Origin of the sequence: Actinacidiphila cocklensis, assembly GCF_907177275.1 — a bacterium.
Classification (GTDB): domain Bacteria; phylum Actinomycetota; class Actinomycetes; order Streptomycetales; family Streptomycetaceae; genus Actinacidiphila; species Actinacidiphila cocklensis.
On sequence record NZ_CAJSLV010000054.1, the window covers coordinates 60,021 to 75,298 of the forward strand.

A 15,278-nucleotide genomic window follows, 5' to 3' on the forward strand; every position below is an offset into this window, starting at 1 on the left:
CTCAGGCGTCGCGCTGCCTGAGGACGACGTAGCCGCCGAGCAGCGCCACCGCGACCCACACGGCCATGATGAGGATGCCGCCCCACGGCCCGTAGGAGACGTGGTCGCCGCTGTCCGGCACGACCTGCATGATCTTCCGCCCGGCCTGGTCGGGGAAGTAGCGCGCGACCGTCTGCACCTTCGGCACGTTCGCCAGGATCGGCGAGATCAGGAAGAAGAACGGCATCAGGATGCCCAGGCCCAGCATCGGGCTGCGCAGCATCGACGCGGCGCCCACGCACAGCAGCACCAGCAGCGTCATGTACAGCCCGGCGCCGACGACGGCGCGCAGCACGCCGGGGTCGCCGATGTCCGCGCTGTGCGAGCCCAGCAGCGCCTGGCCGAGGAAGAAGACGACGAAGCTGGTGGCCATGCCGACCACCAGTGCCAGCGCACCGGCCACCGCGACCTTGCTGGCGTAGAACGCGCTGCGCTGCGGCACCGCGGCCAGCGAGGTGCGGATCATGCCGGTGCTGTACTCGCTGGAGATGACCAGCACGCCGAAGACGATCAGCGCCAGCTGGCCGAGCTGCATGCCGAAGAAGCTGGTCGCGGTCGGGTCGAAGGTGGCCTGGTCGTCGGACGACAGGTCGCCCCAGGTGTTGTTGAACACCAGGCAGATGACCGCGCCCAGGGCCACGGTCACGATGAAGGCGAGAGCCAGTGTCCAGATGGTCGAGCGGACCGACCTGATCTTCGTCCACTCCGACTGGAGGACGGCGGAAGCCGCAGCCATGTCAACGCCCCTTTCCGGAGCCGGGGTTGCGCCACTGCGAGCCCCACTGCTGCCCGCCGGGCTGCGGCGGCTGCCCGGGACCGCCCGGCGGTTGCGGGGGCGGCTGCGGTTGCCACTGCGGCTGCCCGGGCGCGACCGGCATCGGTTCGCCGCCCGGCGTCACCGCGCCGTGCGCGTGGTACTCGACCGACTCGGCGGTCAGCTGCATGAACGCTTCCTCCAACGACGCCCGCTGCGGGCTCAGTTCGTGCAGCACCAGCTGATGCTGCGCGGCCAGCTCACCGAGCTGCGCGGCCTCCGTGCCGGTGATCTCGAAGGCCCCGTCGCCGGCGGTCACCACGGTGTGGCCGGCCGCGGTCAGCACGTCCATGAGCTGCTCGGGCTGCGGGGTGCGCACCCGCACGTAGCTGCGGGAGTTCTTCTCGATGAAGTCCGCCATCGAGGTGTCGGCCAGCAGCCGGCCCCGGCCGATGACGATCAGGTGCTCGGCGGTCAGCGCCATCTCGCTCATCAGGTGGCTGGACACGAAGACCGTACGGCCCTGCGCGGCCAGCCCCTTCATGAGGTTGCGGATCCAGTGGATGCCCTCGGGGTCGAGACCGTTGACCGGCTCGTCGAACATCAGGATCTCCGGGTCGCCCAGCAGCGCCGCGGCGATCCCCAGCCGCTGGCCCATACCCAGCGAGAAGCCCTTGGAACGCTTGCGTGCCACCGCCGTCAGGCCCACCGTCTCCAGCACCTCGCCCACCCGGTGGGAGGGGATGCGGTTGGACTGCGCGATGCACAGCAGATGGTTGTACGCGGTGCGGCCGCCGTGGATCGCCTTGGCGTCGAGCAGCGCACCGATGTGCTTGAGCGGCTCGCTGAGCTGCGCGTAGCGCCTGCCGTCGATACGGACGTCGCCGCTGGTGGGCGAGTCCAGGCCGAGCAGCATCCGCATCGTGGTGGACTTGCCCGCGCCGTTCGGCCCGAGGAATCCGGTCACCACGCCGGGGCGCACGGTGAAGGTCAGATGGTCGACTGCGGTCTTGTCCCCGTACCGCTTGGTGAGCCCCTGCAACTCAATCATGGGGGCGAGGCTAGCAAGACGCGGCGGAACCCCCGCACGGGCGAGTGCGAGGGTTCCGCAGAAACCGGTGGAGCAACGAGCTCCGCCCGACCTGTGAGGTCAGCGGGACTGCTGCGCCGGGACGCCGCGCGAGATCGGCTCGTCGTCGGGGGAGCCCGCCGCGGCGACGGCCGCACCGGTCAGCGTGGCCAGCATCTCGCGGACGTTGGTCAGCTGGGCGTTGATGCTGTCGCGGCGGTTGGTGAGCGCCGCCAGCTCGCGCTCGGACTCGCTGCGGATCCGGTCGGCCTTCGCGTTCGCGTCCGCGACGATGTCCTCGGACTGGCGCTGCGCGGTCTCGACCGTCTGGCGGGCACGGCGCTCCGCGTCGGTGCGCAGCTTCTCCGCCTCAAGGCGCAGCTGCTCGGCGCGGTGCTCGATCTCCGCCAGGCGCTTCTCCGCCTTCGCCTGACGCGACGCCAGGTCGCGCTCGGACTGCTCGCGGCGCTTGGCCAGGTTGGTCTCGAAGTCCGCTGCGGCCTGGGCGGCCTTCGCGCGGGTCTCCTCGAACAGCGCGTCGGCTTCCTCGCGCTTGGCCTGGGCGTCCTTCTGGGCGTCGGTGCGCAGCTGCGTCGCGTCACCCTTCGCCTTGTCGACGATCCGGGCGCCCTCGTCCTCGGCCTTGGCCTTGCGGTCGGACGCGAAGGCCTCCGCGTCGTTGCGCACCTGCGAGGCGGCCGACTCCGCCAGCTCGCGGTGCTGCTCGGCGGCGCGACGGGCCTCCTCGCGCAGGTCCTTGGCCTCTTCCTCGGCCAGGCGGAGGATCTTCTCCACCCGGGCGCCGAGACCGGCGTAGGACGGCTCGGAGTCGTTCACCTGAGCCGCGGCGTTCTGGGTTTCGAGGTGCAGTTCCTCGATGCGCTTCTCCAGCGCGGTGATGCGCGTCAGGGCACTGTCACGGTCGGCGACGAGTTTGGTGATGCGGTCGTCCACCTGTCCGCGGTCGTATCCGCGACGCACCAACTCGAAGCCGAAGGGGGAGGAAGTGTCGCTCATGGGGTTCCTGTCGATGATTCAGACCGGTGAGGTGATAGTGGGAATCCTAGGGGGCTCTGCGGCGTGTCACCGAGCCATTGCGCATTCGGCATGGAGAATGTCCGCTCAATCGAGTGGAGCATCGTCGTTGCGCTTGCCACCCGCCCGGGTGGAACCGGCGGAAGCCCCCGCGGAGACCGTACTCTTGGTGGATTTGGCTGCGCCACCCGGCGCTTCGAACGACTCCAGCGCCTCCAGCACGTCCTGGACCCGGCCGATCTCCGCATTGATGTCCTCGCGCCGGCGGACCAGGGTGTCCAACTCCCGTCGGCCCTCGGTCACGATGCGCTCGGCCTCGGCACGCGCCTCCCTCTTGACCCGCTCGGCTTCGCGCTCCGCCTCGGACTTGTTCTGCTCGGCCTCCTTGAGCAGGCCCTCGACCTTCTTCACCGCGGCGATACGGACCTTGCTCGCCTCGGAGGTGGCGGTCGACTTGATCTCGGCGGCCTTCTGCTCGGCCTCGCGCAACTGCTCGGTCGCGGCGGCCACCAGCTTGTCGACCCGCTCGCCGACCACCCGCATCGCCTCGGCGGCCTCCTTGCGGGAGCGGTCGTGCAGCGCCTCCACGTCGGACTCCACCCTGCGGCGCAGCTCGTCGGTGCGCTCCCTGATGGTGGTGGCGTCCCTGCGGGCCTCGCCGAGCAGCGTGTCGGCGTCCGTACGCGCCCGCTCCACCAGCCCGTTGCCCTCCGCGGTGGCCTCGTTGACCAGCCGCTCGGCCTCCGCGCGGGCCGCGGCGACCATCGTGTCCGACTGCTCCTCGACGGCCGCCGCGACCCTGCGGGCCTCGGCCTGCGCCTTGCCGATCAGCTCGTCGGCCTGCTCCGCGGCCTCGCTGCGGCGCTTGTTGGCCGCCTCCCTGGCCTCGTCCAGGACCCGCTGCGACGCGGTACGCGACTCCTCGGCCTCCCGCTCCGCACCCTCCAGGGTCTCCCTGGACAGGGCGCCGAGCCGGTCGGCCTCCTCGCGGGCCTTGCCGACCAGCTGGTCGGCCTGGTTCGCGGCGTCCGTACGCATCCGGTTGGCGTCCTCGCGGGCCTCGGACCGCAGCCGGTCGGCCTCCTCGATCGCCTCGTTGACCGTACGGTCGGCGAGCGACCTGGCGGCCGCAGACTCCTCCTGGGCCTCCGCGCGCATCCGCGACGCGTCCTGACCGGCGCGCTCCCGCTCGGAGTTGGCGTCCGCGTGCAGCCGGTCGGCCTCGCCCCGCGCCTCGGTGCGCATCCTGTCGGCCGCGTGCTCGGCCGCGGACCGCAGCCCGGCGATCTCCTGCTCCGCCTCCTGGTGCAGGTGCGCGACCGAGTCCCGCACCTGCTGCGCGGTCGCCTCGGCCGCCGCCACCAGCTCGCCGGCCCGCTGCTCGGCCTCCGCCGCCAGCCGGTCGGCCTCCGCCGCCGCGTCCTCGACCCGCTTGCGGGCCGACGCGAGCAGCTCCTCGCTCTCACCGCGGGCCCGCGCCCGCTCCTGCTCGGCCTCGCCGCGTGCGGTGCCCAGCAGCTCCTCGGCCGCCCGCAGCCGCCTGGCCGCCTCCTCCTGGGCCGCGGCCAGCGCCTCCGCCGCCTCCAACCCGAGCCGTTCGGCCGCGGCCGAGGCCTCGGCACGCACCCGGTCGGCGGTCTCCTGCGCCTCGGTCCTGCGCTGCTCGGCCTCCGCGGCCGCCTCCGCCTGCACCCGCAGGGCGATGTTCTCGCCCTCGGCGCGGGACTGCGCCGCGTCCGCCGCCGCCTCGTCCCGCAGCCGTACGGCCTCGGCCTCGGCCTGCTCCTGCAGCGTGCGGACCCGCTCGGCGGTCTCCTGGCGCAGCTGCTCGGCCTCCGCCGCCGCCTCCGCGCGGATCCGGTCCGCCTCCGCGGTGGCGTCCCGCAGGCCCTGCTCGGCGGCGGCGACGCGGGTCTCGGCCTCCTCGCGCAGCCGGGCCAGGTCGACCTCGGCCTCCTCGCGCAGCCGGGCCACGATCGTGCCGGCCTCGGCCCGCTGCTCTGCCGCGGCCTGCTCGGCGGACTCCTTGACCGCCGCACCCTGCCGCTCGGCCTCCGCCCGCAGCTCGTCGGCCTCGGCGCGGGCGGCGCGCAGCGCCTCCTCGGCCTTGGTGTTCAGCACCGACGCCCGCTCGACGGACTCCGTCCGCATCCGCTCGGCCTCGGCGGACGCGCTCTGCCGCTGCTCGTCGCCGTCGGCCTTGGCCTTGGCGAGCAGCTCCTCGGCCTTGCTCGCGGCCTCCTCGATCTGCTGCACCGCCTCGCGGCGGGCCTCGCCGCGGATCCGCTCGCCCTCGGCGACCCCGTCGGCCCGCAGCTGCTCGGCCTCGCCGCGCAGCCGCCTGGCCTCCTCCTGCAGCTCGACCGTCCTGGCGCGGTACTCCTCGGTGTCGTCCTGTGCGGCGCCGCGCAGCTCCTGCGCCGAGGCCTCCGCCTCGCTGCGCAGCCGCTCGGCCTCGGCCTCCGCCTCCCGGCGGATCCGCTCGGCCTCCTCGCCCGCGCCCTTGGTGGTGGAGCGGGCGTCCTCCGAGGCCTTGGTCAGGATCTCCTCGGCCGAGCGGGCGGCCTGCGCCAGCTGGGCCGCGGCGTCCTCGGCCGCGGCGGCCCTGGCCGCCTCCTGCGCCTCGCTGCGGATGCGCTCCGCCTCGGCCTTGGCGTCGGCGACGGTCTGCTCGGCCTCGGCCTTGGCGGCCTCCGCCTCCTTCGTCGCCTCGTTGACCATCCGGGCGATCTCGGCCCTGGCGGTACGGGTGCGCTGCTCGTTCTCCGTCTCGGTGGCCGCGAGGCGCTTGGCGGCGCCCGCGGTGGCCTCCTCGCGCAGCCGCTCGGCCTCCGCGGTGGCCGTACGCAGCGACTCGTCGGCCTCCCGCAGCTTCTCCTCGGCCAGCCGGGACAGCTCGGTCGCCCTGATCCTGGCGTCGTCGGACTCGCTGCGGGTGGAGGTGCGCAGCTGCTCGGCCTCGGTGGTGGCCTCCTGGGCCTGCGCCGACGCGGCGGTCAGCAGCCGCTCCGCGTCCGTACGCGCCCTGCGCAGCAGCTGCTCGGCCTCCGCGCGGGCCGTCTGGGCGTCGGCGGTCAGCCGGTCCCTGGTCTGCTCGGCGACCCGGGTGGCCTCGGTGCGGGCGGCGGTGAGCGCCGCCTCGGACTCCGCCCTGGTCTCGTCCAGCAGCCGGCGGGCCTGCGACTCGCTGCGCGCCCGCAGCTGCTCGGCCCACGCCACGTTCTCGTTGACGTGCGTCTCGACGTTGGCCCTGCGTTCGGCCAGTTCCTCGTCCAGCTGGCGGCGCCTGGCGATGGCCTCGGCATGCCACTCGGCCTCGAAGCGCGACTGGTGCTCGGCCTGCTCCTGCAGCAGCCGCTGGGTCTGCGCCCTGGCCTCGCGCAGCTCGCGCTCGGCGTCCGCGCGCAGCTGGTCGGCCTGGATCTGCGCGTTGCGCAGCAGCTGGTCGGCCTGGTGCCCGATGTTGTCGTAGGCAGGGCGGGACGCCAGCATGCGCCGCGCCTCGTGCAGCTTGGCGCGCAGCACCTCGACCTGGTATCCGAGGTCGTCGGCGTGGTCGACCGCTTTGCCCCGCTCGGTACGAAGCCGGTCCATCTCGGCTTCGAGCTGAGAGAGGTGGTCGTCAGCCCGGTAGCTGTCGTTGCCCCGCACTCCGCGGTCCCATCGGTCTCCTGGCGTTCTCACCCGCCAACCGGGTGAGATTCTCCGTGGCCCTGTTCGAAACCAGGGCCATAAGAAGAATGGTGTCAGATCAACGGCGCGGAGCGGGAGCGTACCCAGAGCCCACCCCGGTCGGCCCGGTCACTCTACCGGGCAGGACGGGGGTTGGGTCAGTGGTCCTGCGGGTCCTGAACATGCGAACCCGCGGCCGTCACGAGTTCCGTGAGCACTCCGTGACAGTCCTTGGGGTGCAGGAAGGTGATCCTGGAGTCCATCGAACCGCGCCGGGGCTCGTCGTAGAGCACCCTGACGCCCTTGTCGCGGACGGCCGCGGCGTCCGCGTCCACGTCCGCGGTGCCGAAGGCGATGTGGTGCACCCCCTCGCCGTTCTTCGCCAGCCACTTGCCGACCGCGGAGTCCTCCCGGGTCGGTTCCAGCAGCTGGAGGTAGGAGGCGCCGCCGTCCGAGGTCCCGTTGATCTTCAGCATGGCCTCGCGGACGCCCTGCTCCTCGTTCACCTCGCTGTGGAACACCTCGAAGCCGTACGTGGCACGGTAGAACTCGACGGTCGCGTCGAGGTCGAAGCAGGCGATCCCGATGTGGTCGATGCGCGTCAGCATGGACCCAGTGCATCGCACCGGCCGGTGACTACGCAACGTGCGCGCCATCACACGTTGCGCCGGGTGACTCAGGCTTTACCCGCCAGTACATTGACGCTAACCCTCGTTAACCTCCTCTCTTCAGCCGAAGGGGCCGCTCCATGGGAAACAAGACTCGATCGGTGATCGTCGCGGGTGCCCGCACCCCGATGGGCAGACTGCTCGGCGGCCTGCGCGGCTTCTCCGGCGCCGACCTCGGCGGGATCGCGATCAAGGCCGCGCTGGAGCGGGCCGGTATCGGCGGCGACCAGGTGCAGTACGTGATCATGGGCCAGGTGCTGCAGGCCGGCGCCGGCCAGATCCCCGCCCGCCAGGCCGCCGTCAAGGCCGGCATCCCGATGTCGGTGCCGGCCCTCACCGTGAACAAGGTGTGCCTGTCGGGCCTGGACGCCATCGCGCTGGCCGACCAGCTGATCCGGGCCGGCGAGTTCGACGTCGTGGTGGCCGGCGGCCAGGAGTCCATGACCAACGCCCCGCACCTGCTGCCCGGCTCCCGGGCCGGCTTCAAGTACGGCGCCATCGAGATGCTGGACTCGATGGCCCACGACGGCCTCACCGACGCGTACGAGAACATCGCGATGGGCGAGTCCACCGAGAAGCACAACACCCGGCTCGGGATCGAGCGCGCCCCGCAGGACGAGTTCGGCGCCCTGTCGCACCAGCGGGCCGCCGCGGCCCAGAAGAACGGCCTCTTCGACGCCGAGATCGCCCCGGTCGAGATCCCCCAGCGCAAGGGCGAACCGGTGGTCCTCAGCAAGGACGAGGGCATCCGCCCGGAGACCACCGCGGAGTCCCTGGGCCGGCTGCGCCCCGCCTTCGCCGCGGACGGCACGATCACCGCGGGCACCGCCTCGCAGATCTCGGACGGCGCCGCCGCCGTGGTCGTCATGAGCCGCGCCAAGGCCGAGGAGCTGGGCCTGTCGTGGATCGCCGAGATCGGCGCGCACGGCAACGTGGCAGGCCCGGACAACTCGCTCCAGTCCCAGCCCTCGAACGCCATCGCCCACGCCCTGGGCAAGGAGGGCCTGACCGTCGCCGACCTCGACCTCATCGAGATCAACGAGGCCTTCGCGGCCGTCGCCGTGCAGTCCATGAAGGACCTCGGGGTGACACCTGAAAAGGTGAACGTGAACGGCGGCGCGATCGCGCTGGGCCACCCCATCGGGATGTCCGGAGCCCGTATCGTGCTGCATCTGGCCCTTGAGCTGGGCCGCCGCGGCGGCGGAACCGGTGCGGCCGCCCTGTGCGGGGGCGGCGGCCAGGGCGACGCCCTGATCCTGCACGTGCCGGCGAACTGACGGAATCTCCTGCCGGGGGCCGAGCACTGTGCGGGCTCGCCCCCGGCCGGGGAGCCAACGGCCGCGCCGCTGTCGAGAGGGAGAACGCGCCAAGTGAGCGACGAACGAGCGAACGGGCACGACCGGCCGCCGACCGGGGCGGGAAGCCCCGCGCCGCGCAGGTCCGTGGACGTCGGCACGCTGGTCGAGCAGGCGCGGGAGGGCCGGCCGCGGGCCGTGGCCCGGCTGATCTCGCTCGTCGAGGGCGCCTCCCCGCAGCTGCGCGAGGTGATGGCCGCGCTCGCACCGCTGACCGGCGGCGCGTACGTGGTCGGCCTCACCGGCTCGCCCGGCGTCGGCAAGTCCACCTCCACCTCGGCCCTGGTCAGCGCCTACCGCAAGGCGGGCCGCAGGGTCGGGGTGCTGGCGGTGGACCCGTCCTCGCCCTTCTCCGGCGGCGCCCTGCTCGGAGACCGGGTGCGGATGTCCGAGCACGCCTCGGACCCGGGCGTCTACATCCGCTCCATGGCCACCCGCGGCCACCTCGGCGGCCTGGCCTGGGCCGCCCCGCAGGCCATCCGGGTGCTGGACGCGGCCGGCTGCGACGTGATCCTGGTCGAGACGGTCGGCGTCGGCCAGTCCGAGGTCGAGATCGCCGCCCAGGCCGACACCTCGGTGGTGCTGCTCGCCCCCGGCATGGGCGACGGCATCCAGGCGGCGAAGGCCGGCATCCTGGAGATCGGCGACGTCTACGTGGTCAACAAGGCCGACCGCGACGGCGCCGACGCCACCGCCCGCGAGCTGAACCACATGCTGGGCCTGGGGGAGTCCCGCGGCCCCGGCGACTGGCGCCCGCCGATCGTCAAGACGGTCGCCGCCCGCGGCGAGGGCATCGACGAGGTCGTCGACGCCCTCGACAAGCACCGCGCCTGGATGGAGGAGCACTCCGTCCTGGCCGCCCGCCGCCGCACCCGCGCGGCCCGCGAGATCGAGACGATCGCCGTGACCGCCCTGCGCGCCCGTATCGGCAGCCTGTCCGGCGACCAGCACCTGTCCGCCCTCGCGGCCCGCGTCACCGACGGCACCGCCGACCCGTACACGGCGGCGGACGAGCTGATCGCCGGGCTGACCGGGGAGCAGCAATAGGCTGGCGGGTTCTGTGGCCTGCGGGCCAGCATGGGGCGCATGAGCGATCAACCCGCACGATGGACCCGGGCCACCGTCTACCCCGACATGTGGTCCGACCCGGAGGACGACCCGCGCAACAGCGAGGGGAACAGCCCCGACGGCGAACTGGCCACGCTTGAGGACTTCCTGGCGAACTACCGGTTGACCCTGCGGATGAAGTGCGAGGGCCTGGACCCCGAGCAGCTGGCCCGCCGGTCGGTTCCGCCGTCGACGATGTCGCTGCTCGGGCTGCTCCGGCACCTCGCCGAGGTGGAACGCGACTGGCACAACTGGATCCGCGACGGCGAGCCGCTGCCGAAGCTGTACGGCGCGCGCGACGCGGACTTCGACGGGGCCGTCGCCGAGCAGGCTGTGGTCGACGCCGCCCACGCCGACCTGGAGCGCGAGCAGGCCGCTACCGACGCGGCCCTGGCCGGGCACCCGGACCTGGGCGAGAAGCTGGGCAAGGACGGGATCGCGGTCCGCGAGCTGCTGGTGCACAGGGTCGAGGAGTACGCCCGCCACTGCGGCCACGCGGACCTGCTGCGCGAGTGCGTCGACGGCAGGGTGGGCCAGTAGCGGCCGGGCGGCGCGTCAGGCGCCGGGTGCGGGGACCCGGCGGTCGTCCTCGGCGAGCGGCCAGGGGTGGGACAGGCCGGACATCAGGCCCGCCATGTGCCTGTTGGCCTCGGGCAGCCGCAGCAGCCCGGTGAGGACCTCCCGCAGCTCGACGATGTCCGGGCCGGGCTGCGGGTGGGCCAGGGCGCGCTGGGCCTGCGTGATGTGCAGCACCCACGCCCCCGCCGGGTGGCGCTCGGCGTGGTAGGTGTCGAGCAGGTCCTCGATGGCCCGGCCGCGCAGGACGGCGGCCAGCTTCCAGCCCAGGGTGAACGCGTCGTGCACGCCCAGGTTCGGGCCGAGGCCGCCGAAGGGCGGGCCGTCCGCCGGAGCGTCGCCCGCTGCCGTATGCCCGTCAGGCGTGCCCGGCACGGGCCGCCTCCCGGGCGCGCGGGACGGACGCGGTGCGCGTGCACCACGTGACCGGGAAATCAGCCGCGGCCGAACCGCAGGCCCAGCGGCCGCGCCAGCACCACCGCCGGCAGCAGCAGCGCGGCACCGCCCAGCAGCAGGCCCGCCAGATCGCCGGCCGGCGCCGTACCGAAGCGCCCGGCGCAGTAGTGCGCGGCGAGCAGCGAGAGCGCGGCACCCGGCAGGAAGGCGGCCAGCAGCCGCAGGTGGTGCCCCAGCACCCGCGGCCGCCACGCCAGCCGGCGGCGCAGCAGCGCGGACGTCGCCAGCAGCCCCGCCGTGCAGGCCACCGCGTAGCCGGCCGCCATGCCGGTGACCGCCCAGCGGGCCGGCAGCAGCAGGTAGGAGGCCGCGGCCAGCGTGGCGTTGACGCCGGCGATCAGCACGTTGAGGAAGAACGGCGTCCGCGTGTCGCCGAGCGCGTAGAAGCCGCGGGCCAGCAGGTACTGGCCCGCGAAGGCGGGCAGGCCGAGCGCGAAGGCGGTGAGCATCCAGCCGATGGCGGCGGCGTCCGCGTCGGTGGTGGCGCCGTGCTGGAAGACGACGCCGGTGATCTGCGGGGCGAGGGTGACGAAGGCCAGCACCGCGGGTACGACGGCGGTGCCGGACGTGTTCAGGCCGCGGGTCAGGTCGGCGCCGATCGCCGCGTGGTCGCCGTCGGCGGCGGCCCGGCTCATCCGCGGCAGCAGCGCGGTGACCAGCGAGACGGTGACGATGCCCTGCGGGACGACCCACAGGCTGTACGCGTTGCTGTACGCGGCATAGCCGACGCCCGCGTGGTGCCCCGCGGCCAGCGCGTGCTGCCCCGCGGACGTGGACAGCCGGGTGACGACCCAGTACGCGGCCTGGTTGACCAGCACCAGCAGCAGCGTCCAGACCGCGGCGCGCACCGGCTGGGCCAGCCCGGCGCCGCGCCAGTCGAACCGCGGGTGCCAGCGGAAGCCGGCGGCGCGCAGCGAGGGCAGCAGGCCGAGCGCCTGGACCGCGATGCCCGCGGTGCTGCCGAGGCCGAGCACCATCGCGTCCCGGTCGTCGATGCCGCCGCGGGCGGTGCCGAGGTAGAGGCCGAAGACCGCGATGACGACGAGGTTGTTGAGCACCGGCGTCCACATCATCGCGCCGAACCGGTCGCGGGCGCCCAGCACCTGGCCGAGCAGCGTGAAGACGCCGTAGCAGAGGATCTGCGGCAGGCAGTAGCGGGCCAGCGTCACCGTCAGGTCGCGCTGCCCGCCGCTGAAGTCCGGGGCGTACGCCGACACCAGCAGCGGCGCCGCCGCCACCGCGAGCACGGTCACCAGCACGAGCCCGACCGCGCACAGGGTCAGCAGGCGGTCGGTGTACACCCGCCCGCCGTCGGGGTGCTCCTTGGCCGCCCGCACCAGTTCGGGGACGAACACGGACTGCAGGGCGCCGCCGATCACCAGGGCGTAGATGATGTTCGGCACGGTGTTGGCGACGCCGAAGGCGTCGCCGGTGGCCGCGGTGCCGACCGCGGCGGTGATCACCGCGAGCCGCAGGAACCCCGTCGCCCGCGACGCCAGCGAGCCCGCCACCATCAGCGTGCCGCTGCGCCGCAGCGAAGGCCTCGCATGCGCCCGTCTGCCCCTGCGGGCCGCGGCTGTCGTCACCTGCTGCACTCCGTTCCTGTCCGCCCGCGCCCCGGGATGCCGCCCCTTGCGGTGCTGCGGCGTCTCCAGCGACGCCATGGCCGGTCGCGCGGTTCCCCCCGCCTCCCTCAGAGCCCGGCCCTGCCGCAGAGGGTGAGTTCCAGGGGCGCGGGGAACCGCGCGACCGGCCCGCCACCGGCGGGTGGTCCGGCACGGACCGGAACAGCCCCCTCGGGTCGGTGACGACCCGCGCCCCGGTGGGGCAAGTCTGGCGCACCCGCGTCCGGGGCCGAAGCCCCGCGCGATGTCGGGAAAGTCTCTGTCACATACCTGGGAGTACGCGCGTGTTACATGTGAGCGGGCCGCCCGGGACCGCCGCATACGCGGAGGACGACGCCTTGACGATGACCACCCACCATCGCCCGCAGGCCCCGGCGGGGCAGCGCGCGGAGCTGGTGCTGCGCCCGATACCCGCCGACGTGCACGCCGCCTTCCTGCGGCGCCCCGGCCCGCACACCGCCAGCTTCCTGCAGACCCCGTCCTGGGCCAGGGTCAAGACCGGCTGGCGGGCGGAGTCGCTGGGCTGGTTCGACGCGGACCACCGGCTGGTCGGCTCCGCGCTGGTGCTCTACCGCCGCCCGCCCGGCGTCCGCCGCTTCTTCGCGTACCTGCCGGAAGGCCCGGGCGTGGACTGGGCGGACCCGCAACTGGAGCGCTGGCTCGACCCGTTGCTCGCGCACCTCGCGGGCACCGGCGCCTTCGCCGTACGGATGGGGCCGCCGCTGGCGTACCGCAGGTGGTCGGCGCGGACCCTCAAGGACGCGACAGGGCCGGGGCGCAGGGTCGGCGACGTGCTGCCCGACATGGTGGAGCCGCTGGGCGCCGCGGTCGCCGACCGGCTGCGCGAGTCGGGCTGGCGGCGGTGCGGCGAGGACGGGCAGGGCGGCGACGCGCAGCCCCGGCTGGTGTTCGAGGTGCCGCTGGCCGGTCGCGGCCTGGACGACCTGTGGACCGGCCTGAACCAGGAGTGGCGGCGCAACATCAAGAAGGCCGCCAAGTCCGGTGTGTGGACCGGCGTCGAGGGGCCGCAGACGCTGCCGGCCTTCCACGAGCTGCTGCGGATCACCGAGCGCCGCGACGGCTTCGACCTGGGCCGCGACCTGGGCTACTACCAGCGGCAGTATGCCGAGCTGAACGCCGAGCAGCCGGGCCGCATGCGCCTGTACACCGCCCGCCACCAGGGCGAACTGCTGGCCGCGCACACCCTGCTGACCGCGCCCGACGGCAACCGCGTCTGGTACCAGACCGGCGCGTCCGCCGACCACCGCCGCGAGGTGCGGCCGAGCAACGCCCTGCAGTGGCGCATGCTGTGCGACGCGCAGACGGCGGGCGCCGCGGTCTACGACATGCGCGGGGTGCCCGACGACCTGGACCCGGCGGCGCGCTCGCACGGGCTGCTGCGCTGGAAGCTCGGTACGGGCGGCGAGGCCGTGGAGACCGTGGGGGAGTGGGAGCTGCCGCTCCAGGGCGCCGTGAACAAGGCGCTGCACCGGGCGATGCACACGTACCTGACCCGGCGCTGAATCCGCCCCCCGCGCCCGGCAGGTGACGCCCCCGCGCCGGGCAGGTGACGCCGGGCGGCGGGCAGGTGACGCCGGGCGGCGGAGTACCGCCCTCAGGCCGCGAGCGCCGCGGGCACCGCCCTGGTGCGCCGCACCGACCGCAGCACCAGCAGCACGCTCAGGGTGCCGGCGACCCCGGAGCCCGCGATGACCGCGTAGGGCGGCGCCCATTCCGCGAGGGCGCCACCGACGGTGATGCCCAGGCCCTGCAGGGTCATCAGACCGGCGCCGAGCAGCGACATGGCCTGCCCCCGCATATGGTCGGGCACGTCGTCGACGAACCAGCGGTCCATGCCCAGCGCGTAGGCCGCGCACAGCCCGGTCAGCACCAGCAGCACCAGCGCCAGCGGCAGCGAGGGGTCGACGGCGAAGAGGATCAGCGGCAGCAGCGAGATCCCGGCGAGCGGCAGCACGATACGGTCCCTGGCCGCGGGCGAGAGCAGCGTGCCGGCCAGCACCTCGCTGACCGCGGTGCCCGCGGGCATCGCCGCCAGAAAGAGGCCGAAGCCGACCGTGCCGATCCCCGCGGCCTTGGCGAAGGGCGCCGCCAGCCCCTCGGCGACGATGAAGAACATCGGGGGCACCCACCACATCAGCAGCAGCGCCCTGATCCGCGGGTCGGCCATCAGCCGGCCCGCGGAGGCGATCGACTCCCGCATCAGCCGCCCGCTGCCGGTCACCCGGGCCGGGCGGTCCGCGGTGCCGAACCGCAGCAGCAGCGCGGACCCGGCGAACGTACAGGCGGTCAGCAGCAGCGCCGAGCGCGGCGTCAGCCACACCAGGACCAGGCCGCCGAGGCCGAAGCCGGCGATCTGCGAGCCCTGCGCCACGATCCGCACCAGGGAACGGCCCAGGACGTAGCGCTCGCCCTCCAGGATGTCGGCAAGGCTCGCCGCACGGGTGCCGGTGAACAGCGGGGCGATCAGGGAGACGGCGACCCGCAGTGCGAACAGCAGCACCACCGGCGCCCCGGGTATCGCCATCGCGGCCACGCAGCCGCCGGACAGCACGTCGCAGCTCACCAGGACCCTGCGGGACGGATAGCGGTCGGCGATACCGGACAGCAGCAGACCGCTCAGTGCATAGGGCAGATATGTCAGTGCGAATACCAGGGCCGACAGAACAGCGGAGCCGGTCTCGGCGAAGATCAGAACGGCGAGCGCGACCTCGGCGAGGACGCCGCCGAGCAGGGACAGCACATGGGCGGCGAAAATGGGTCGGAATTCGCGAACGGAAAATACGGCACCGTATCCAATAGGGGTGCCGCTGTCGCCGCCGGGGGTGGTGGTGGCGTTCTCCGAGTCCTTCACGTGGTCTTCTCCGGCCGGCGAAGCGGGGCTGACACCACGCGGAGGGTGCT

General features: G+C 73.7%; 12 protein-coding genes. 4 read left to right on the forward strand and 8 right to left on the reverse strand.

Features of this window, described 5'->3' with window-relative positions; translation table 11 throughout:
* Window position 1 precedes the first annotated feature (1 nt).
* From NFU81_RS16735 to mce, 5 genes are all read right to left on the reverse strand, one after another.
* Window positions 2–775, reverse strand: a complete 774-nt coding sequence (locus tag NFU81_RS16735; protein WP_251490398.1) for an ABC transporter permease — start codon at window positions 773–775, stop codon at window positions 2–4.
* A 1-nt stretch (window position 776) separates the two neighbouring features.
* Window positions 777–1,844, reverse strand: a complete 1,068-nt coding sequence (locus tag NFU81_RS16740) for an ABC transporter ATP-binding protein (protein WP_251490401.1) — start codon at window positions 1,842–1,844, stop codon at window positions 777–779.
* A gap of 99 nt (window positions 1,845–1,943) precedes the next feature.
* The gene (locus NFU81_RS16745) at window positions 1,944–2,879 is read right to left on the reverse strand and encodes a coiled-coil domain-containing protein (protein ID WP_251490404.1); all 936 of its coding nucleotides are present in this window, start codon (window positions 2,877–2,879) and stop codon (window positions 1,944–1,946) included.
* A 105-nt stretch (window positions 2,880–2,984) separates the two neighbouring features.
* A complete protein-coding gene (scy, locus tag NFU81_RS16750) occupies window positions 2,985–6,548 on the reverse strand; it encodes a polarized growth protein Scy (RefSeq protein ID WP_274037866.1) in 3,564 nt (1,187 codons plus the stop codon).
* A 179-nt stretch (window positions 6,549–6,727) separates the two neighbouring features.
* Window positions 6,728–7,177 (reverse strand): methylmalonyl-CoA epimerase, encoded by a 450-nt coding sequence (gene mce / locus NFU81_RS16755; protein WP_251490408.1) that lies wholly within the window; start codon window positions 7,175–7,177, stop codon window positions 6,728–6,730.
* Window positions 7,178–7,338: 161 nt separating this feature from the next.
* On the opposite strand from mce, the gene NFU81_RS16760 reads away from it, so the two are divergent.
* The 3 genes from NFU81_RS16760 (at window position 7,339) to NFU81_RS16770 (ending at window position 10,239) form a co-directional block, all read left to right on the forward strand.
* Entirely contained in the window at window positions 7,339–8,514 is a 1,176-nt protein-coding gene (locus tag NFU81_RS16760) for an acetyl-CoA C-acetyltransferase (protein WP_251490555.1), read from the forward strand.
* A 165-nt stretch (window positions 8,515–8,679) separates the two neighbouring features.
* A complete protein-coding gene (gene meaB / locus NFU81_RS16765; protein ID WP_251490558.1) occupies window positions 8,680–9,639 on the forward strand; it encodes a methylmalonyl Co-A mutase-associated GTPase MeaB in 960 nt (319 codons plus the stop codon).
* Between the two features lie 30 nt (window positions 9,640–9,669).
* Complete coding sequence (locus tag NFU81_RS16770; protein WP_251490411.1) at window positions 9,670–10,239, forward strand: DinB family protein; 570 nt, start codon at window positions 9,670–9,672, stop codon at window positions 10,237–10,239.
* Window positions 10,240–10,254: 15 nt separating this feature from the next.
* Here NFU81_RS16770 and NFU81_RS40835 read toward each other — a convergent pair whose 3' ends face one another.
* Together NFU81_RS40835 and murJ are read right to left on the reverse strand one after the other, a co-directional pair.
* Entirely contained in the window at window positions 10,255–10,650 is a 396-nt protein-coding gene (locus tag NFU81_RS40835) for an FAD-dependent monooxygenase (protein WP_422665216.1), read from the reverse strand.
* A 59-nt stretch (window positions 10,651–10,709) separates the two neighbouring features.
* Window positions 10,710–12,245: a murein biosynthesis integral membrane protein MurJ gene (gene murJ / locus NFU81_RS16780; protein WP_251490562.1), complete on the reverse strand. Its 1,536-nt coding sequence runs from the start codon at window positions 12,243–12,245 to the stop codon at window positions 10,710–10,712.
* A gap of 455 nt (window positions 12,246–12,700) precedes the next feature.
* Here murJ and NFU81_RS16785 point away from each other — a divergent pair, with 455 nt between their 5' ends.
* On the forward strand, window positions 12,701–13,879 hold the full coding sequence (locus NFU81_RS16785; RefSeq protein ID WP_251490414.1) for a lipid II:glycine glycyltransferase FemX: 1,179 nt from the start codon (window positions 12,701–12,703) through the stop codon (window positions 13,877–13,879).
* Between the two features lie 92 nt (window positions 13,880–13,971).
* Here the strand turns inward: NFU81_RS16785 and NFU81_RS16790 are convergent, their stop codons facing one another.
* Window positions 13,972–15,228 carry an MFS transporter gene (locus NFU81_RS16790; RefSeq protein WP_251490417.1) on the reverse strand — a complete coding sequence of 419 codons (1,257 nt, stop codon included), beginning with the start codon at window positions 15,226–15,228 and terminating at the stop codon, window positions 13,972–13,974.
* Window positions 15,229–15,278: the final 50 nt, after the last annotated feature.